The 20,107-nt window shown below is 60.5% G+C and carries 12 protein-coding genes; 4 read left to right on the plus strand and 8 right to left on the minus strand.

From position 1 onward, the window contains the following. Window positions 1-284: 284 nt before the first annotated feature. From rpoD to ACXJ1Z_RS18735, 4 genes are all read right to left on the minus strand, one after another. Window positions 285-2,309 (minus strand): RNA polymerase sigma factor RpoD, encoded by a 2,025-nt coding sequence (gene rpoD / locus ACXJ1Z_RS18720; protein WP_463781538.1) that lies wholly within the window; start codon window positions 2,307-2,309, stop codon window positions 285-287. Between the two features lie 196 nt (window positions 2,310-2,505). After that, window positions 2,506-2,685 (minus strand): hypothetical protein, encoded by a 180-nt coding sequence (locus tag ACXJ1Z_RS18725; RefSeq protein WP_463781539.1) that lies wholly within the window; start codon window positions 2,683-2,685, stop codon window positions 2,506-2,508. A gap of 567 nt (window positions 2,686-3,252) precedes the next feature. Next, entirely contained in the window at window positions 3,253-4,344 is a 1,092-nt protein-coding gene (locus tag ACXJ1Z_RS18730) for a Ros/MucR family transcriptional regulator (protein WP_463781540.1), read from the minus strand. 288 nt (window positions 4,345-4,632) lie between these two features. Continuing rightward, window positions 4,633-5,913: a site-specific integrase gene (locus ACXJ1Z_RS18735; protein WP_463781542.1), complete on the minus strand. Its 1,281-nt coding sequence runs from the start codon at window positions 5,911-5,913 to the stop codon at window positions 4,633-4,635. 163 nt (window positions 5,914-6,076) lie between these two features. On the opposite strand from ACXJ1Z_RS18735, the gene ACXJ1Z_RS18740 reads away from it, so the two are divergent. Continuing rightward, complete coding sequence (locus ACXJ1Z_RS18740; protein ID WP_463781543.1) at window positions 6,077-7,255, plus strand: hypothetical protein; 1,179 nt, start codon at window positions 6,077-6,079, stop codon at window positions 7,253-7,255. Here ACXJ1Z_RS18740 and ACXJ1Z_RS18745 read toward each other — a convergent pair. The 4 genes from ACXJ1Z_RS18745 to ACXJ1Z_RS18760 form a co-directional block, all read right to left on the minus strand. Then, window positions 7,252-7,500, minus strand: coding sequence for a hypothetical protein (locus ACXJ1Z_RS18745; RefSeq protein WP_463781544.1), 249 nt, complete (start codon window positions 7,498-7,500; stop codon window positions 7,252-7,254). The genes ACXJ1Z_RS18740 and ACXJ1Z_RS18745 overlap by 4 nt on opposite strands. 1,223 nt (window positions 7,501-8,723) lie before the next feature. After that, window positions 8,724-9,995, minus strand: coding sequence for a replication initiator protein A (locus ACXJ1Z_RS18750; RefSeq protein WP_463781587.1), 1,272 nt, complete (start codon window positions 9,993-9,995; stop codon window positions 8,724-8,726). A 180-nt stretch (window positions 9,996-10,175) separates the two neighbouring features. After that, the gene (locus tag ACXJ1Z_RS18755; RefSeq protein ID WP_463781545.1) at window positions 10,176-11,189 is read right to left on the minus strand and encodes a ParB/RepB/Spo0J family partition protein; all 1,014 of its coding nucleotides are present in this window, start codon (window positions 11,187-11,189) and stop codon (window positions 10,176-10,178) included. Next, the gene (locus tag ACXJ1Z_RS18760) at window positions 11,186-12,385 is read right to left on the minus strand and encodes an AAA family ATPase (protein WP_463781546.1); all 1,200 of its coding nucleotides are present in this window, start codon (window positions 12,383-12,385) and stop codon (window positions 11,186-11,188) included. The genes ACXJ1Z_RS18755 and ACXJ1Z_RS18760 overlap by 4 nt, the downstream gene beginning before the upstream one ends. Window positions 12,386-12,995: 610 nt before the next feature. Here ACXJ1Z_RS18760 and ACXJ1Z_RS18765 point away from each other — a divergent pair. The 3 genes from ACXJ1Z_RS18765 (at window position 12,996) to ACXJ1Z_RS18775 (ending at window position 20,025) form a co-directional block, all read left to right on the plus strand. Continuing rightward, entirely contained in the window at window positions 12,996-13,598 is a 603-nt protein-coding gene (locus tag ACXJ1Z_RS18765) for a DUF7146 domain-containing protein (RefSeq protein WP_463781547.1), read from the plus strand. A 49-nt stretch (window positions 13,599-13,647) separates the two neighbouring features. Then, window positions 13,648-17,859, plus strand: coding sequence for a strawberry notch-like NTP hydrolase domain-containing protein (locus ACXJ1Z_RS18770; RefSeq protein ID WP_463781548.1), 4,212 nt, complete (start codon window positions 13,648-13,650; stop codon window positions 17,857-17,859). A gap of 69 nt (window positions 17,860-17,928) precedes the next feature. Beyond that, on the plus strand, window positions 17,929-20,025 hold the full coding sequence (locus ACXJ1Z_RS18775) for a ParB/RepB/Spo0J family partition protein (RefSeq protein ID WP_463781549.1): 2,097 nt from the start codon (window positions 17,929-17,931) through the stop codon (window positions 20,023-20,025). Window positions 20,026-20,107 lie beyond the last annotated feature (82 nt).

Raw genomic sequence — 20,107 nt, forward strand, 5'->3', positions numbered from 1 at the left:
CGCCTAACCTATCTTGGCAGCAGGTATGTCGCAGGCTTGGCATCTCGTTCATCGTTATCTTGTTCTCAGCTCGACCGCTGAGCACCTGCAATTGAGCGAAAAGCCGTAGGCAGATCAAGAAGATAGGGTGCCCGCGCTATCCTGCTCTCTGCATAGTGACGCCGCCGTAATGCCGATTTGGCAAGTCCAACGGCTCGCACGCCCACATGAGGTGTCTGGCTGTCAGCCTTTGGAGGAGCCGTAGGAGATTTCTCGCTCGCTACTGTTAGCTGTGTAGATCGCAGCTAATCTAGGAAGGTGCGCATCATTCGCGACCGGCTCGGGTGTTTTAGTTTCATTAGCGCCTTGGCTTCGATCTGACGAATACGTTCTCGGGTCACCGAGAACTGCTGGCCAACCTCTTCGAGGGTATGGTCCGTGTTCATGCCGATGCCAAAGCGCATGCGTAGAACGCGTTCCTCGCGCGGCGTGAGTGACGCCAGAGTGCGGGTGACCATCTCCTTCAGGTTTGACTCAATAGCCGCGTGGACGGGGACAACCGCGTCGGCATCCTGGATGAAGTCTCCAAGTTGACTGTTGTCCTCGTCACCAACCGGGCTCTCAAGCGAGACCGGCTCCTTGGCGATCTTCAGAACCCGCTTCACCTTTTCGAGCGGCATGGACAACTGCTCGGCCATTTCCTCGGGCGTCGGCTCGCGACCATGATCGTGGAGAAACCGACGGTTCGTTCGCACGAGCTTGTTGATCGTCTCGATCATGTGGACGGGAATGCGGATGGTCCGCGCTTGATCCGCGATGGAGCGGGTCATCGACTGCCTGATCCACCAGGTGGCATAGGTCGAGAACTTGAAGCCGCGCCGGTACTGAAATTTGTCGACGGCCTTCATCAGTCCGATGTTACCCTCCTGGATGAGGTCCAGAAATTGCAAGCCACGGTTGGTGTACTTCTTGGCGATCGAGATCACGAGCCGCAGGTTTGCCTCGACCATCTCCTTCTTGGCAATACGCGCCTCTCGCTCGCCCTTCTGAACCATGTTCACGATGCGGCGAAACTCGGACAGCGTCATGCCGGTCGCAGCAGTGATGTCGGCCACTTCCGAACGGATGCGTTCGGCCGGCTCAGCCTCGCTTTGCGCGAAGGCCTGCCATTTGTTGTCCTTCGTGCTCATCTCGGCAAGCCATGCGTCGTCCATCTCCCGACCGACATAGGCGCTGAGGAAGTCAGCCCGCTTGACCTTGTGCCGCTCGGCAAGACGCAGCATCTGACCGCCAAGCGCCGTCAGCCGGCGATTGAAGGTATAGAGGTTGTCGATCAGGTACTCGATCTTGCTTGCGTGAAACTTCACCGCCTCGACCTGAGCGGTCAGGTCTTCGCGCAAGTGATGGTACTGCTGTTCCTTGCCGGCCGGAAAGTCGATGCCAAGACCCATGGCGTCGAGCCGCTCGCGCTGAAGCTTTTGAAACGTTTCGAACACTTCGGTGATCTGCGCAAACCTAGCCAGCGCCTCATCCCGGAGCGCTTCTTCCATTTGCGCGAGGTTTAGCGTGTTGTCCTCTTCATCGCCCTCGGTCGGGCGTTTGACGCTGACCTCGGTGCTGTCCTCGTCGTCGGCGCTCTCGGGCTCTTGTCCGACCTCTTCCTCTTGGCTGTAAGAGGGGCCAGTTGTCGCTACGCCGGTCTCGCCGTCGACGTTATTCTCCTCTGAAAGACCCTCAGGCGCCGGTTCCTTCGAGAGCATGGCGTCGAGATCGAGAACCTCGCGCAATTTCATCTCGCCGCTGTGGAGCGCTTGAGACCACTGCATGATGGCGTGAAAGGTGATCGGGCTTTCGCACAGCCCCAATATCATCATGTCCCTGCCCGCTTCGATGCGCTTGGCAACCGCGGCTTCGCCTTCGCGGCTGAGCATCTCAACCGAGCCCATCTCGCGCAGGTACATACGCACCGGGTCATCAGTACGGCCGAGGTTTTCGGCCCTTCTGCTATCAGGGACGCGCCGCTCGGCGATATCGCTTTCAGCGTCAGCGTCAGCGTCGCTCTGACGCTCGCGATCGCCTTCACCTTCATCTTGAGCATCAGCATCCTCGCCGTCGTTCTCCTCGACGATCTTGACGCCCATCTGCGAGATAGCGGACATGACCTCTTCGATCTGGTCGGTAGACATCTGATCTTGCGGAAGTGCAGCCTCAACTTCGCCCATCGTTACAACACCACGATGCTTGGCGCGGGTGATGAGTTGCACAACGATGCTTGTGTCAGCGTCGCTGAGCGGCGCGTCAAAAGCAGCTTGCAGGTCATTGTCAGTCATTTGCTCGCCGTTATCTCGTGGGTGCAAGCCAGGCCGGCGGCACAGCCAGATCATAAGATCATGTAGGGTCGGCCCCTCTGCCCTACCAGTCACGCGAGTGCCAGCAATCTCAGCCATGACCTGAGCCGAAGGCGCATTCTTCGAGGGCCGCCCTAATCGTGCGGGGCGAACCCCAGATCCTGGATGGTCAGGATGCTCAATGGCTGAAGATCGAGGGACGTTTATCAAGGAAGGCGCTAAATGCCTCCTGAGCATCTTGCGAGATCACGGCCTCGGCGAACAGATGCGCTTCCTCATTCATCCGGTTTGCGAGGAGCTCTGCGGGCAACTTCATCAACCCGCGGGTGGCTGTCAGCGCCGCATTCGGCTTACCCACTTATGAGAAAGGCGCAGCCAATCCGACGGCACGGGTTGCCCTTCCCAAGTCATCATCGACGCAAAACAACTTTCCGACAAAGAGCCATATGGGTTATCCCGCCTAAGCAGTAGGAGTTAGCTCATGACGACCATCTTGCCTTCGTACCTGGTTGCTGTGTCAGCCTTGATCACGAGTATCTCAGCACTCGTCTGGTCTCTTCGGCGTAAGCCCTGATCCCACGAGATTGGAACCCGGTTACTATCCACAGGCTATCCACCAGCATTGCACAGCGCTGCGCATGCAAGACGTTGTCGGCGCCACGTTCGAGCATATATTTGGAGTGTGATACTCGGCTGCATCTTGGGGTGGCACAAGCCATCGTTGGTCTCGATCCGACGAGGCAAAGACGATCATTACCTCGCGCTTTGTGACACCTGCGCAGTGCCACTCGCGCGATCGATCAAAGGCCGCTGGCATGCCAGCAAGCGCCCGGCATTACAACACAAGCACCCTGACCTTCATAGCGGCTGAGGCGCAGCACGGTGGGGCTTGCGCCCCAACCGCGCTGGTCTTGATCGTCTGGCTTTAGCTCTCAGCCCCATCTTCGTTGCCGGCCTCGTCTGCCTGGCTATTTGGAGCACGAGCCATGCGCTTGGGGCTCTTGCGCTTCGCGGGTGTCTTGGCGCTGACGCCGACCTCATCGGCTGCGGGCTCCTGAGGCGCGGACGAACTCTCGGAAGTCTGGGCAGCAGACCCGTTGGCTGGTTCACCGGGTTTGGCAGCGGTCTTTTCAAACAAGCCTAATTTGGCGCGGCGCTTGGACTTTGTAGGCGCCGTTTGCACGTCCTGCTTGTCTGCAGCATCGCTCGGCGCTTCAGATGCTGCCTGAAAAGCTGGAACTGGCTTGATCGCCACGTTGCGCTTCGACTTGGCAGGTTGGCTCTTTGGCGACTTGGCAGGCGTTGCTTTGGGCTTACGCGATGGCGGTGCGGGATCAGCGACCACGCCTTCCTGCGTCGGTTCTACAACAGACGTGTCACGCTCGCCGGCAGGGGCAAGATCCGGGTCTACGGACGGTGCTACTTGATCAAGAGTTGCTTCGTCGAAGGCCGATGCCTTGCTCTTGGCTCCAGCCTTGCTCTTCTTCGTGCTGGCGGACGGCTTGGTCTCAGCTTTGCCTTCGGAAGCCGCCTGTGGTTCAGCCAGCCCCGCGACTTCGATGTTAGCGCCTGACGGCTCTTCAACTTCCGCAATTGATGTCTCGTCGACAGCAGGCTTTCTGTTGCCAAGTCCTGTGTCCTTGGCGATGTTGCGCCTGTGCTCGGCATAGGCAGGCGCAACCATCGGGTAGTTTGCCGGCAAGTTGTACCGACTGCGATAACCTTCGGGTGTCAGCCCATGTCCCACCAAGTGGCGCTTGAGGGTCTTGTAGGGCTTCCCGTCGATGAGGCTGATGATACGGTCGGGCGAAGCCAAGCTCTTGCGTGCCGAAACAGCCGGCGTGAATGTCTCGGGCTCCTCTTGCACTAACGTATCCGCCCCTTGCGTGAGCGCGTCCCTTGTAGAGCGGATCAAGCCTGCCAGATCTTCAGAGGGCACCGTGTTGTTGGCCAGGTAGGCGCTCAGCAGCTGAACGGTCAGTGCCGCAACATCAGAGGGCGACTCAGCTTCGGACATCGGGGGTTCTTTCGTTCAGGATCGAGGAGATAGGCGCTGCATCAGGTTGATCGACAGAATACTAACAAGCCGGCTCGTAACGGCAAGCATGATAGTATTGAACTCACCAGCTCACATGTGATGCCCTCATGCGATCCCATGACGTCTTCGCTGTTGATCGAGTATTGTCCGATGAGCCCCTGCCATGCTCCTCAAGCGTGGTTGCTGATGATGCCGCGCGTTAAACCATGCTCCGCTTGCCTGCCGGCCCTCACCTGCGCTGAAGCTCTTCGTTCAAAACCAGCTCTCCTACGTCCTTACGTTCCGCAACATGCGTGCGGTGGCATTGGATGACGGAGCAAGCTTGCGGCCATAGCGCAAAGCAGTCGATGTCGAGGTCCATCGCAGCGCCTGAGCGATCGGCCCGGCGTCTTCGCCACTGGCAAACAGATCCTGGGTCAAGCCAACCCTTAGCGAGTGCGTGCTGAGCGCTGCGATGGCGTCGTCGAGCTTTTTGCCAAACAGGTTGATCAAATGCTCATCTGCGGCCTGGCGGGCCGTGCGCTTGATGATTAGTCGTACCGCCGCTGGGGTCAGCGCCTCGTCACCCACGACGTACGTTGTCATGGCCGGCACACCCTTCGTGCCCACACGAGGGGGAAAGTTCGCTGGCAGCCGCCATCGGTAGCCCGCCGGAGCTGGAATGGTACCAGGCTCCTCTGCAGCGCGCCCCTTGGTGCGTACCACACCAACACGCCGAAACAGCGGTCCCTGGGTCACAGCACTGCTGCTTTGCCACGCCATCACCCGCCGCATCGTATCGGGCGAGAGCCAGGCGTAAGCCCCCTGCCCTTCCTGATCGGTCTTGGACTTGGGCACCGTCAGCACGCCCGATCCATCCTCTTCAACGGCGATATGCTCGCACGCCACCCGCACCAGCTCGGAAACACGCAGGCCAGTGTCATAGGCCAGGCTGAGTAGCGCCGCATCGCGCAAACCCGGCAACGATCCCGAACACGCCTGCAATAGCGTGCTGAGCGTAAAGCCCTTGGCCGGCACGCTGCCGATCCCTTCTCCAAAGCGCAAGGGACCCGCCTGACGCTGGACGACATCGACGCGGCGGCGAAGCCCGCGCAGCGCGTCGCGCACGATGCTGCCGCGCGTCGGGCTAGGCACCCCGAGCAACCCATGTACGACCGCCAGGCTGGCAAGGCGACGCGACACTGTCGACGGCTTAAGCTGACGCGCCTCGCAGTCTTCGAGATAGGCGACGATACGGGCTTCGTTGGCCGGAAAGCCAATTCCCCCTGCCCTCGCGCAAAAGCCAGCGTAGCAGTCGAGATCGTTGGCGAGCGCCTTCACGCTGGCTGGCGCGCGCGCCTCAAGGCTCTTGCGGTAGGCCAGGCGATCGATTGCGCCGTCGGTGCCGAGCAGCGAAGCGAGCAGCTCAGTCAGCTGCATCACCCGGTCGGTTGCCTGGCCGCCGCGTCGTTGCGGCAGGCTTCCCTGCCCTGCGGCGTGGATCACCACGAGTTCAGCGCCATGATCATCGATACCGGCGGCGCGTGCTTTGGGTGGTTTGGCGGACATCGACACGATCTACCAGCTCGAAAATGCCCTGTCACTATCGATAAGATACCATTAGCGATAGTGACTTGGAACGAGGCGCTCGGCAGTTGTATAGTTATGATCGCTTGGATATACACCTCGGCAAATCTGACGCTTTCTCCGTTGCTTGTTCGTTGGAGATGCCGTGCCGCAGCACCATGATCCGGTTCCGGCGCTGTCAGCCGCTGAGGTCGAGGCCCTACTCGCACTCGGTCGGTTCGATGGCGGGCTGCGCGCAAGCGACAGCACGACCCTACGCTTGCTTGCCGCACGGCTGCTGCGAACCACGCTCATCGCTGCGCTGCGCCAGGAGGGACATGTTTTCACGGACACGCGTTTCCACGCTTGGTTTGCCGGTGTGGTGACGCTGTCCGATCAGCCGTCGCGCGCGGCTCGCCCTCCAAAGGTTCTAGTTGGCGCAATACTGATTGAGTTGACGCACAGCCTGTGGGAACCGATGGCCGAGCTTGCCAACAGCTTCGCTTCGGCGCTGATGGCCCCCCGAGACTACATCGGCAGCGCCCATGAGACCGAGACGGCGCATGAGCAGGCGCACGAGGTTATCGCTGCAGCTCGCGATCTTATCGGACAGCTCGCCCCCTGCCCGCTTCCCCTGCCCGCGCTTACGCAGCTTCACCAGGCCGTGCGTGACCATGTTGCCTTTGCCCCGGCGGAACGGACGTCAGAGACGATCGCGGTTGGCCCGATGCGCATGACGGTAGATCGCGTTGCGCTTGCTTCGCCGCGCTGGGCCCTCGAAACCCTCTGGGGCGAACATTGGTACAAGTCCGGCCTTCTGGCCCACGCCCTGCCCTTCCCCAATCTAATCTGCCTCGACGCAAGCTGCACAGACGCCGAGTCTGCTCATGGGCAACTTATCGTGGCGAACGCGCTGCGCGATGTCGCGCACGGGTTGTACAAGAGCTTAGGCGAGATGCGGGACCTCGCCCGATCCATCGACAGGCTCCAGCCCGGCCGGCGTCGCACCTCGCGCTCCCCTGGCCTGATGAAGCTGCTCGCAAGCTTCGGGCCGCTGCGTTCTGCTCAGATAGAGACGCTCCTTGGCGCCACCCGCCTTGGCGTGCGTTCGATGATCTCCGTGCTTGACGAGCTTGGCGTACTCGAGCGTACCACGATCGCGGGTGTGCACCTTTTTTCGGTAGATCTAACCACTCGCGCTCCGGCGGCTTCAGCGGCGCCGACGACGTTTGCCCTCTCCGCAGCCGCGCTCGACGAGTACAACAGTTCGATGGGTGGCATCGACGCGATACTCGCCCGCGGGGGCATAAACCTCGACGAAAGTGATGCGGGCGACGATCTTTAAATTTGACGCGCTTTGATGCTAAGTGCCGTGCGCCCAGAACTCCTGTCGGTTGTTTTTACCGGCGCCTGTGTAACTTCGTTTTTGATGTCGCCGGAAACAGCCCTTACAGCGCGATGACGAGAAGCTTCGGTCCAGAGGATGCGGAGGATCTCAAAAGGCTCTCTAACGGGCCCGCAGCGCAATTCTTGATGCGGATGGCGTCTCTCGCCCTGCGCGCCGTCAATCGGATGCTTGCCAAGGATCAAGGCTACAGCCTCGTTCAGTTTGCATGGTCGAATTCTCAGCAGGACCCCGCCCTCCCCTCTGCTCACTAGTCGACTCAGGCGGCCTGTCGTTATGGTGCGAAGTAGCGGCATCACGGAACGTCCACGTTCATAAGCTGCCAGATTAGAAACGATGCTCCGGGGCCAACCGTGTCAGCCTGCAAAGGTTTTCGGCACCCGAGGACCATGCATGAGATATGCTTGGTTCACGACGGCAGTAATGATCGAATGGCGCGACAAACCGCGTGCCAGCGCTCGTGCGCCATTGAGCGCTCTTCCCCTTCTCTACAAATCATTTTCAGAATCCGCCGAAGGCGAAATCGTTAGAGGAGTTATGGTCTTAAGTTAGAGTGTTAGAGGGTCAGCGGCGACAACGGACTTCCCCAGAAACAGGCGATTCGCAGCCTGTGGAAAGAATCTCAAAACACGTTGGCCGGGGCCTGATAACACGACACGGCGATTCTAATAACACGATGCTTCGCACCTGATAGTACGCTGGCCCCGTGGCGGCCTGTGCATAAGTGTCCCCGGATTAGCTCCGCGCCGAACGTCGACCGAGTGGTTAGCGTTTGAGGCCTTATATGTTGTCCGCACCCCAAACTCGACCCGTGTCCAGACGAGGCACGTCTTACGGCGACGTGCTATCAGAAATACGACTTCTTGATACGGTCGTGTTTTCGGGAATGCCTATGGTCGCCATCTTACGTGTCGGCTCGACCCACGGGATGGTTGTCTCCGCTCTGGAGTAGCCAGGCAGTCTTAGACGCTCATCCGTCAGAAGGAGACGCGTGGATAAACGTGCCGCCTCTCCTCTTATCCACCTCGCCAGAGCGGTATCGTGGACAGCGCAGGAGCCTGGCCGCACACCTGAGTACGCTGTGCTTGCTGGCCTGTGACCGCACGTGTTTTCGAGAATCGATCCATTGCCTCAATAAGCGATCTAGCCATCTATGAAGGGCGCGAATGGCATTTTATCTGATCGTATTGGCACGCGCGGCATTCCTGTAAACACGTCGACTGACCGAGGTATCGAACAGTTGCGCCAGGCTTGGGCGGCGGATTCGTATTTGCTCGAAGATTCCGCCGAAAATGGAGACCCAGGCTTATCGAACATTTTTGCGAAGGCCAGCGCCAGCGCCAGGGCTGCGGTTGTTATCTCTAGCGTGAGCCGCGACGTTACTGGAGAGAGCAGGGCTGGTTCGCCTCTATAGCCCTGGAAGCGTGTGCCTGTTGCGCTCGTGGTGCTTCTTCATGAAACCGTAGAATCGCTTGGAGTAGTTCCGAGGTAATTCGTTCGGGTTTGCATTGAGGAACGCGTCGAACTGCCTGACTAAGTTGTCGAGATCCCAACCCGGGCACTCCGTTCGGATTGCATCATATATTTCTGGCTCCAAAACGTCCTTCGCGCGACCGCCTCTGCGAGGCATCGCCGCTGCAGCTGCGAGATAGCTTTCATCATGGGGATCGTGTTTGAGCGGGGCCTCGGCAGATTTTAAGCCGGTTACAGCCCGCTGGACCAACCGGCGTGCGAGCGCGGGATTGACATACTCCGGAGGCTCAGGAGGGGGGGGCGCCGGTCTGCCCGACCCTGAGCGCTTTGTAGCTACAGGAATTTCGGGAGGAGGGGAGGGCGCTCGTTGCTTTCTCCCGGTCGTTTTCTCGCGGGCGCCGGCAAGATGTCGACGCATGACCATTTTTAGCTTCGGGCGGGGCGTCTCTGCACCAATTACCTCTAAGTTGATTTCGGGGAGGCTATTGGACCGAGCTAACTCCAATATCTTGTTCTTGAATGAGGGTAGCGAGCTTTCGCTCCCGCTCTTCTGATGGAGCGTCTCAAAACCGATCGTGAAGCCTTCGGCACCATTGCCGCCTGCGTGTTTACGACTCGCTCGATAGAGCCATTTTCCGAGGCCGCTGGTGATCTCGAAATACTGCGGCGAAATGGCAAGTACATTGCGCTTGTCCATAACTCCGTCGAAGAACCACTTCGAGAGGGTGATCTCCATACCGAGGGACCTTTGGGTCCGCTCGTCGACCAGGTGCGTGTAGCTATCGATCCATGAAAACGTAGTTTCGCGGGTCTTTGAGTTAGCCCGGATGTTAGTTTTGATCGTCGTAGCTTGCAGGCGGTCGAGTGCTCCGACCAGCCGCTCATACGCCCGACCGCTCACACCCCAGCAAATCCGTTTGAGTAGATCACCAGGCTGAACCCGAATGGTCGGCGAGAGGTCGTTGTCACCGCGTTCTCTCAGTTCGTTTATATGAGATGCCAGGTAAATCATGATGTCCGCGTCCCAGATCGTCGCCATTCCGTATTCCGGATTAGCGGAGACGTGGACGGTCACCGATTTGTCTGGGCTTACATACTCGATGGGTTTGACGCGCTTCTTCTTCGCCAGACTGAAGAAAGGACGCTGCATTGTCTCCTGGTAATCTCGCAAGGATACGTCGCTGAAATCCGGAAGTGTGAAAAACATCTCGAACTGCACGCGCCGGCCGCCCGAAGGCTTTAGCTGCAGATCTTCTGTCACGATGAAATCCCTTCTATCCAACCACCGTCCCACGCGTGGGAAATCATGTGTAAGCGATTGAAAAGCCATCCGATATTGCCGCGTTGCAGAGTTGCAAAACGACGGGTCTCGATGATCAGTTTTGCGTCATTTTCCTGCTGATGGCTTCAAAATTTTCGCTCGCTTAATCAGCGGGCGGAGTGCTTCCAAGATCTCGTCAGTCGGGAGGTCGGTCGGATTTAAGGTGATGGTGAGGTTGCGAGACCGATCTTGATCAACGCGACCGATTGCCGCGCCTTTTGCTTCGATCACCGTTTTTTGCGGGCGTCCAGTCCGGGATGTCGTCGCCTTGATCAAACGGGCAACCACGTCGGCTCCGCTGATTGGTTCCTGGTCATCGGACTGCCGGAAAGCCTGCTCGGCTGCAATCTCTTTTGCTGCCTTCTCCATCCGCTCACGAAGATCACGCGTACGGAGTGGCGGGAGGAGCTTGTCGCCATGACGGACCTGAAGATCCATCGGCGAATTGAACGCACTGATGATTGTCTGAGGTATTTCAGTGAGCCCGATGTACCGCGCGAGCATCGATTTTGAAACTTTGACCCGGTCCGCGAGGCGGGCCTGTACGCCATCGTAAAATGTGTCCACCGCAGCCTTGTAGTTCTCGCCACGTTCGAGGTCAGAGATATCCTCTCTCTCTCGGTTCTCGATATCTGCCAATCGGAAGGCAGCCTCGTCGTCGAGGTCTTCGATGATGGCGACTAATTCGATCTCAGGATAATGGTTGGCATTCAGCCACGATATCGCCCAGTGACGCCGTGTTCCGGTTACGAGTTCATATTGCTTATCAGCCTGAGGTGTGCGACGCACTACAACAGGAATACGGTTCCCGTTTTCAGCTTGTATAGAATCGATCAGGCTGCGGACGCGATCCTCGGTCAGCAGACCATAGTCGCGCGCGTTCCCAGGCCAAATAGAACACTCTGACGGCTTCAAGCGAATTGTGGGGCGCTTGACCATGCGGGCAGCCTCCGTAAATCCCTCTAGCCGTCGATTTGTAAAGGATCTAGCCGACGATGGAGCGGTAGCCTTGTCGTTTGGTTCGGGAGCAGTTGTGGACTTTGAGGCGAGGGCTTCGCCAATAAGGGAGCGCCGGCTCATGCAGCGACACTCGCTAGAGTCTCGCTAGTTCGTCCGGTCGGGCTTTTTGATGGCCACTGAGCACGGATCTGCTGGAGCACCTCGTTGAAGACACTGTCTAAGTTGTCGCGGCAGCGCTGGTAGGTGGCGTGCGAGGCAGACGGCTTGCTTTCGTACACCGAGCGGAATGCCTGGGTGGCATTCTTGATCTCTTCAGAGGCCAGTATTGGTTGGCTCAACAGGAAGTTTGCATAAGTCGACTGCATCATTCGCCACATGTCGTTCTCCCCGGGCTTGCTCGGGGTATAAGCGGAGCAGACAATACGAATAAAACCGTAGTCTACGGGTGTCCCGTTCTCCTCGAGGATCTCAATGTTATCCGCGATTGTATCCATGAAGTGGATAGTCGAAAGGTAATCCAGTTGGCGTGCTGGAACCGGTACTAGCAGCCCCGTCGCTGCCGCCATGACATTTAGTCCAAGAAAGCCCATAGCTGGCGGCGGATCTAAAAGGATAACATCAAAGTCCCTGATGACGGTATCGATCCCAATCCTAAGTCTTTGAAGGCCTTCGCGGACCGCCTGTCCACCCTCCCGCAATGTAGCCGTGAGATCCCATTCAGCATCTTGCAGGCCGAGGCTTGACGGCACGATCTTGATGGTCGGCCAAGCAGTATCGTGTATAGCCGATCTGAAATCGTCGAACGTACTTCGGGGTGACAAGAAGTTGCCGAGTGTTTCCTCTTCGTCGAGTAAGGACTCTGGTTGTATGTCAAACATTGTTGTTGTTGAAGCCTGCGGGTCGCAGTCGATGACGAGTACCCGATAGCCCTGAAGTGCAAGATAGTCAGCGAAGTGCTTCGTTATTGTGCTCTTCCCCACCCCACCTTTGAAGTTCTGTACCGCGACCACAACTGCATCTTCCTCGGGCGCCTTCCCAACATTGATTTGCAGCAGATCCCGGATGTGGGTCAGGTCTTCTAATTTATAGAATCGTCTTCCGTTACCCAGCTGCTTGGGTGGGGGAAGCCTTCCTTCCTTCTCAGCCTTGGCCAAAGCCTCCGGCGTCCGGCCGATCAAGTCAGCTGCAGCAGTCGGACCAAAGGTGAGGTCGAGAACCTTCCGGTCCTCTGGCTTGAACACGATTGACTTTACACGATCACGCATCTGCTCGCACGATCTCGTCATGTTTCGTAGCGTGTTGACAGTATACGACATGTGAACAGGCCCTCGAATCAAGTGCGGCAGTCGCGGTTGGTATTCCATGACCAGAATCATTCCTCAAAGTCAAACCGTCGCCGCTTCGGGTGCGCGCGACGCCAACTCTTCGTTGTGGATTCGGCTGTTGCTCGCTCGGTAGATCCTTCCGCTTAGATTAGAGGGGCGAGCGGCAACGGAGCGGGAGCGGATCGTCCAATGGTGCGATGATCGTAATCTCAGCTTCGCGGACGGCTGATGGCCTTGCTCGATATAGCAGAGGTTCGAGACGGGCCTGAATAGGCCCAACCTTTGCACACACCGAACCCCGAACTGCGTGAGCATTGAACCTTCATGGCAAGGGGAGGGGGAGAGGTGGTGATCGAGGAGATCGATCATGACGCTCAAGGCTAACAAACCCTCGCAGGAACTCGTTGATATCGTCGCAGGTCTCCGGGGCAAATGGCACGGCAGCTACGCGATGTGCCTCTGCCCGGCCCACGCAGATGGAGAACCCAGCCTCTCGCTCCGACAAGGCGATCGTGGGATCATTGTCCACTGTTTCGCAGGCTGCCAAGCCGACAACATCCTGCGCGAACTGCGGCGTGTGAAGCCAGCCCTAGGTGCGCCCATGCCTGAGTATCGGCAGTCGATCGGCACCGCAAATGTGACGAGACTGTGGGAGCAGGCGGGTGAGATCGCCGGGACCCTGGCGGAGCGCTACCTGCAACTACGCAAACTTCCAGTCGATCTGGAAGACCTGCGGTTTCATCCGCGCTGCCCGCACAAACCCAAACCACATACCGAGTTCAAGCCGGCGTTGCTCGTCGCTGTCCGCGAGCGCCTGCAACTGACCGCGATCCAGCGGATCTTCCTTGATCCTCAAACCGCGTATCGCACTGATAAGGTCATGCTCGGCAGGCCGGGGCAGGGGGCCTGGAGGCCACGGTTGAAGGGCGCCAAGACACTCGCGATCGCCGAAGGCATGGAAGATGCAGCCGCGTTCACCGCCATGCATGACATCGTGTGCTGGGCTTCGCTCGGCAACGAACGGCTCTCGCTCCTCGCGCTTCCGGACGACATTAGCGAGCTCATCATCGCCGAGGATGACAACGCCGCAGGCAGGGCAGGGGCCCGCAAAGCCTGGGCCGCCTATCGGCGCGATGGGCTGAAGCTGTCACGAAGGGCACCACGACCCTTCGAGGATTGGGCCGAGGCGAACCTGAAGCGATAAAGAGGAGGGGGAGATCTGGTGCTGCAATGATCAGCATCAGGAGCTCACAGTGACGGACCTCTTCACCCACCAGGATAATGCGCGCGACATCGCGATCGACACGATCGCCGGACACATCGCCGCCGGCACCATCAACCGCAAGGCGCTCAATGATGCGGCCGCCATTCTCTACGGCGGATCCAATGCCGAGGGTCGGTGGACCCAGCGCGACAGCTTCGAGCTGCTCGAACAAGGTCTGACACGACACGCGCTCACGTTGCCACGGCTGACGGACACAGCCGCCATTCCATCACTTTGCGCGATTGTGAACGCCCTTCCGACGCAAACGGTACGTAGCGAGGCCCAGATCCGTTATCAGCAATTTTCGACGCCGCTCGATCTTGCCGGGCTTGTCGTGCTGCTTGCCCAGGTCAGGCCGTCCGACGTCGTGCTCGAGCCCAGCGCCGGTCATGGCGGCCTTGTCGCGCTACTCCCGGCGGTGAAGTCGCTCCATCTAAACGAGCTCGATCCCAAGCGCCGTGAGGCTCTACAGGTGCTCTTTCCTGCAGCGACCATCAGCGGCCACGATGCTGCCTTGCTCAGCGCCACCCTGGAGCCAGGCTACGCTCCCTCGCTCATCCTGATGAACCCGCCATTCTCGCGATCGGAAGGCAGGGGAGTGGATCAGTTCGCGGCCGTGCGACACTTGCGGTCGGCAATCTCCCGCCTTGCTCCTGGTGGCCGCGTCGTCGCGATCATGCCTGACTGGTTCACGACCAACGCGACGATGGGCAAGAGCTATGACGCAACCCTTACTGGCTGCAGCGTGGTCGGATCCTACCGGCTCGACAAATGCTACCAAAAGCAGGGGACCAGCGTTGCAGTGCGCATCTATGTCATCGACAAAAAGTCAGGGCACGCGCGGCCAACCGTGATCGCACGCGATAGCGTGACGCAGCTGCTTGATGCCCTTGCGATCGTGCCCCGGTCGACAATTACCGAAGCGCGCAAGCCTGCCGCTTCAGGTTCGGCAAAGCCCAGCTTGTTCAAGGCGATGCGTTCTACCCGCAAGGCGGCGCTGGCGGCGATGATCGCGCCCAAGCGCAACGACGTGCTTCCGGTCCGTTTCACTGCGCTCGCCGTGCCGCGCCCACTCGGCGAACAGGCCGGCGTTTACCTGCCGTATCGACCGAGCCGGATCGACTTCCACGCCGCCGGCATGCACCCGACCGATCTGGTCGAGTCCGTCGCCATGGGATCGATCCCGGCTCCCGTTCCGCAGTACGAGCCCAAGCTGCACGAACGCATCGTCAACGAACGCCGCTTGTCCGAAGCGCAGCTCGAGACGATCGTCTATGCCGGCAACGCCTGGACCCAATACCTGCAGGGCCGCTTCGTGCCTGATAAGGACGGTGTCGGACTTCTGCCCAACGACGATGGTCGCCAGTACCGCAAGGGCTACTTCCTTGGCGATGGTACCGGTGCTGGCAAGGGCCGCCAGGTTGCAGGCTGCATTCTCGACAGCTGGGTTAATGGCCGCAAACGCAACATCTGGGTGTCCAAGAACGAGGCCTTGCTCGAAGATGCTCGCAGAGACTGGGAAGCGCTCGGCGGCATGTCGGCCGACGTGCAGCCCCTCTCCACCTGGAAGATCGACGAGCCGATCACGCTCACCCAAGGCATCCTGTTCGTCACCTATCCGACCCTGCGCAGCCAGCGCCAGGATGCGACGCGGCTGCGCCAGATCCTCGAATGGGCCGGCGAAGACTACGATGGCGTGATCGCGTTCGACGAAAGCCACGAAATGGGCGGTGTCGCTGGAGGGGAGGGTGCCCTGGGCAAGACCGCTGGATCGCAGCAAGGGATCGCCGGCGTCCTGTTGCAGAACCACCTTCCCGACGCGCGGGTGCTCTATGCCTCAGCCACCGGAGCCTCCGACGTCAACAACCTGGCTTACGCCGTGAGGCTCGGGCTGTGGGGGCCAGGGACGTCGTTCGCCAACCGCGAGAGCTTCATCTCTGAGATCCGTGCCGGTGGCATCGCCGCCATGGAACTCGTCTCGCGCGACCTCAAGGCGCTTGGTCTCTACCAGGCGCGCGCGCTCAGCTTCGCTGGTGTCGAGTACGATATCCTCAAACACGAACTGCGGCCCGACCAGATCGGCATCTACGATGCTTACGCCGACGCGTGGGCCGTGATCCACCGCAACCTGGAGCGCGCGCTGGCGTTGACCGGCGTCGTCGACGACATCTCCGGCAACACGCTCAACAGCGGCGCCAAGGCCGCCGCGCGAAGTCGGTTTGAGAGCACAAAACAACGCTTTTTCAATCAAGTGCTGCTCTCGATGAAGCTGCCGACGGTGATTGCGGCGATCGACGGGCACATCGCCGAGGAGCAATCAGTGGTCATCCAGCTGGTGACGACGGCTGAAAGTATCCTCGATCGCCGGCTCAATGGCCTCAGCCCCGAGGAACGCGCGCGCCTCGAAGTGGACCTGTCTCCCCGCGAGTACATCATGGAGTACCTCGATCGCGCGTTTCCGACGCAGCAGATGAAGACTTACGTCGACGATACCGGCACCGAGCGCTCCGCGCCGATGTTCGACGACGATGGGCGTCTGGTGCACAATCAGGAAGCGCTGCGGGCCAAGCAGGATCTCCTCGAGCAGATCTGTGCGATGCCTCCGATCAAGACCGCCCTCGATGCCCTGATCGAGCACTACGGCACCGACGCGGTGGCCGAAGTCACTGGCAGGACCAAGCGGCTCGTCACGCAATCGGACGGCACCCAGAAGCTGGAAGGCCGCTCGGCCCGCACCAACCAGGCCGAGGCCGCAATGTTCATGACCGGCGAGAAGCGCATCCTAGTCTTCAGCGATGCCGGCGGCACGGGAAGGTCCTATCATGCCAGCCTCGATGCCAGGAACCAGCAGCGCCGGGTCCACATCCTGCTCGAGCCGGGTTGGCGGGCCGATCGCGCCATTCAGGGCCTTGGCCGTACCCACCGCACCCATCAGGCAACCACGCCGCTGTTCCGGCCCTGCACGACCGACTGCAAGGGCGAGCTGCGCTTTACCAGCACGATCGCGCGCCGGCTCGACAGCCTTGGTGCGCTCACCCGCGGCCAGCGCCAGACCGGGGGCCAGAACCTGTTCGATCCTGCCGACAACCTCGAATGCGAATACGCCAAGGCTGCACTCGTGACCTGGTTCGGTCTGCTTCATTCCGGCAAGCTGAACAGCACCAATCTCGTCGACTTCGAGAGCCGTTCCGGCCTGCAGCTTACGTGCGAGGATGGCTGCCTGGTCGAGGAACTGCCGCCGATCACGCGCTGGCTCAATCGCATCCTGGCGCTGCCGATCGGCATGCAGAATGCGATCTTCGAGGAGTTTCTTGGCCTCGTCGAAGCCCGCGTGGCGGCCGCGCGCGATGCCGGCACGCTCGACGTCGGGGTCGAGACCATCGCCGCCGACAAGGCGCGGGTCATCGCCGACGTCGTGCTGCGCACCGACGAGCGAACCGGCGCCACATCGCACTTGCTCTCCATCGAGATCGAACGCGCGGTGCGGCCGACCTCGCTCGAGCGAATCCTGGGTCTAGCCGAGTTCATCGCCAAACCGCGGTTCCTGCTCAACACCAAGTCGGGCAAAGTAGCCTTCGCCGAGCGCGCCCGGTCGCTGATGGAAGACAGTGGTCTGCTCATCGAGCGGGTGACGCTGACGCGCCCGACCCGCCACGAGTACAAGATCGCCGCCGACCTTGCGACAAGCGCATGGGAAGAGACCGACATCGAGACGTTCTCGCGCCTGTGGGCAGCTGAAGCCGCCGAAGCGGCCGCCAGGACCGAGACCGACACGATCCATCTTGCGACCGGGCTCCTGCTGCCGATCTGGAACTCGCTTCCGCGCGATTACATTGCCGTGCGCCGGGTCGTCGATGCCGCGGGCGGAAGTTGGCTCGGACGCCTTGTCGACGAGAGCGACGTTCCCGGCGTCATGAAGAAATCCGGCATCGCCAGCGAGTTTCAGGCATCACCAACTGCTGTGCTCGCCGCGCTTGGCCAGAAGGGCTCAGCCGTGATCGACCGGCCCTGGCCGATGACGATCAAGCGCAGCCTGGTCAATGCAGAGCAGCGGATCGAGCTGGTCGGCGAGCTTCATACCCAGCTGGCCTGGCTCAAGTCGCTGGGGTGCTTCACCGAGATCATCCAGTTCAAGACCCGGATCTTCGTGCCGGCAAGTCAGGCAGACGCGATACTCGCGTCGATCCTCAAGGCCGCTTGAAGCGGGAGAAGAGGGGGAAGGGGAGTGGTGTCCCGGCAGAAGAACGGGGCATCAGAAGGAGTATATCCGGTGCAAGAACTCATCCCCCTCAACAAGCTCCAGCTCTCGGTCAACAACGTGCGCAAGACGCATGACAGCCAGGCGGACGAGCAGCTGTCCCACGACATCGAGGCCCGCGGCCTCCTCCAGAACCTGATCGTCACCAAGGCCAAGAAGCGCGGCCAGTTCGATGTCATCGCCGGTGGGCGCCGCCTGCGCGCCATGACGATGATCGTCGAACGCGGCGCATGGGATGCGGATCGCACCGTGCCGTGCATGCTACTGGTCGCCAGCGACGCCGAGATCGCCGAGACCTCGCTGGCCGAGAACTTCCAGCGGCTCGCGATGACGCCGGCCGAGGAATGCCGCGCGTTCCAGCACTTCATCTCGCAGGACGAGGACACCAGGGCCGTCGCCAAGCGGTTCGGTCTCGCGACCCGGTTTGTCGAAGGCCGTTTGCGCCTCGCCGCCCTCGCAGAGCCGATCTTCGAAGCGCTCGCGAACGGCGACCTCTCGCTGGAAATGGCCAAGGCCTACGCCTCCACCGATCAACACGCGGTACAGCTGCGCGTCTACGAGCAGATGCGATACCATGCCAACAGCCCCGATCACGTGCGGCGTCTTATCGCCAACGGGAGTATCAGGGGGACCGACGCGATCGCGTTGCTCGTCGGCGAGGACGCGTACACCGCCGCTGGTGGCCGCATCGAGCGCGACCTGTTCACCGACGCCTCCCAAGACCGCTGGACGGATCTGGAGATCCTGCAGCAGCTCGCAGCCACGAAGCTCGAAGCCGAAGCGGCGCGTCTATCGCAAGAGACGGGCCTCGGCACGATTTGGCCGGTCGCCGACACGTCCAGCTGGCAGGCAGTGCGTGATCTCGGCCTCAACCGGGTCACCTTGCCGCGGGCACCGCTGACGCCAGAAGTCACCGCGCGCATCAACGAGATCGAGCAGCGCATAGAGGTTATCTGCACCGAGATCGAAGACCTGGACGAGGAATCGCCCGAAGCCGCCACCCTCAACGAGGAATACGACCGTCTCGACCAGGAGATGCAGGATCTCTCCAATCCGACCGCCGAACTGCCCGACGAATGGAAAGCCGAGGTCGGCCGCTTCCTGATCCTCACCACCAAGGGCGAGATGGTGCTCGAGCCGGACTACCACAGCGAGAAGCACTTGCGCATGGAGCGTGACGAGGACGGCAAGGTCACCAGCGGCAGCTTCGAGGCTCCGACCAGCTCTGGCTCGCGTTCGTCGCCGGCCAAGCCCTCCGCGCCCGAGGCCACCGGGCCTGGTGGTAAGGCGTACAGCGCTCGGCTGTTCGACGAGCTCGCGGTCCAGCGCCGCAACATCCTGGCAGCTTCGCTGCTTGGCGATCCGGGCCTGGCGCTCGACTACGCGATCTTCGCGCTCGCGGACGGCATCCTGCACAGTTACGACAACCGCGGCACCACGATCAAGGCACCACGCCCCCAGGATCCGGTACTCGACGCCGCCGTGCCCAAGGGCATGGCCGACGAAATCATCGCCGGCGCCTACGAGGCCCTCGACAAGGGATGGGGCGAACACAAGAGCGTCGTCGAACGGTTCAGTGCCTTTCGCACTCTCGATGACGACGCCAAGGGTGGGTGGATCGCCTACACCGTAGCTACATCGATCGAAGCCAAAATGGGGTATGCCTCTGGCTACAATCCCATCCATGCCCAGCTTGGCATGCTGCTGGAAATCGAGCCCGCGGCGATGTGGCGACCGACCTCGGAAAACTACTTCGACCGGATCAACAAGGGCAGCATCCTCGACCTGCTCAAGGAAGTTGGCGGGGCCGAACTGTCGAACCGCTATGCATCGGCCAAGAAGACCGAGATTTCGGGAAGCTGCGAGAAGATGTTCGCCGGCGAGGTCATCATGGAAGAAGCCATCAAGGAGCGCGCTCTTGCGTGGGTGCCGGCAGCGATGCGCTTCGATCTCGACACGCCCGACGATCACGACCCTCAGGCTGAATCCATCGACGACGCCGACCAGGACGAAGACGAAGACGGGGCGATCATTGAGGACACGAACCCGGGCGTCGACGACGAACCGGAGACCGAGGTCACCGACGTGGACGCCTGCGTCAGCGCCTGACACCGCGCTCTCCTCCTGATGACAGCCTGGGCCCGGGGCGTATCGCCACCGGGCCCTTTTTTCCTCACGCCATGAAGGGATG

It is taken from the genome of Novosphingobium sp. TK46, from assembly GCF_055361525.1.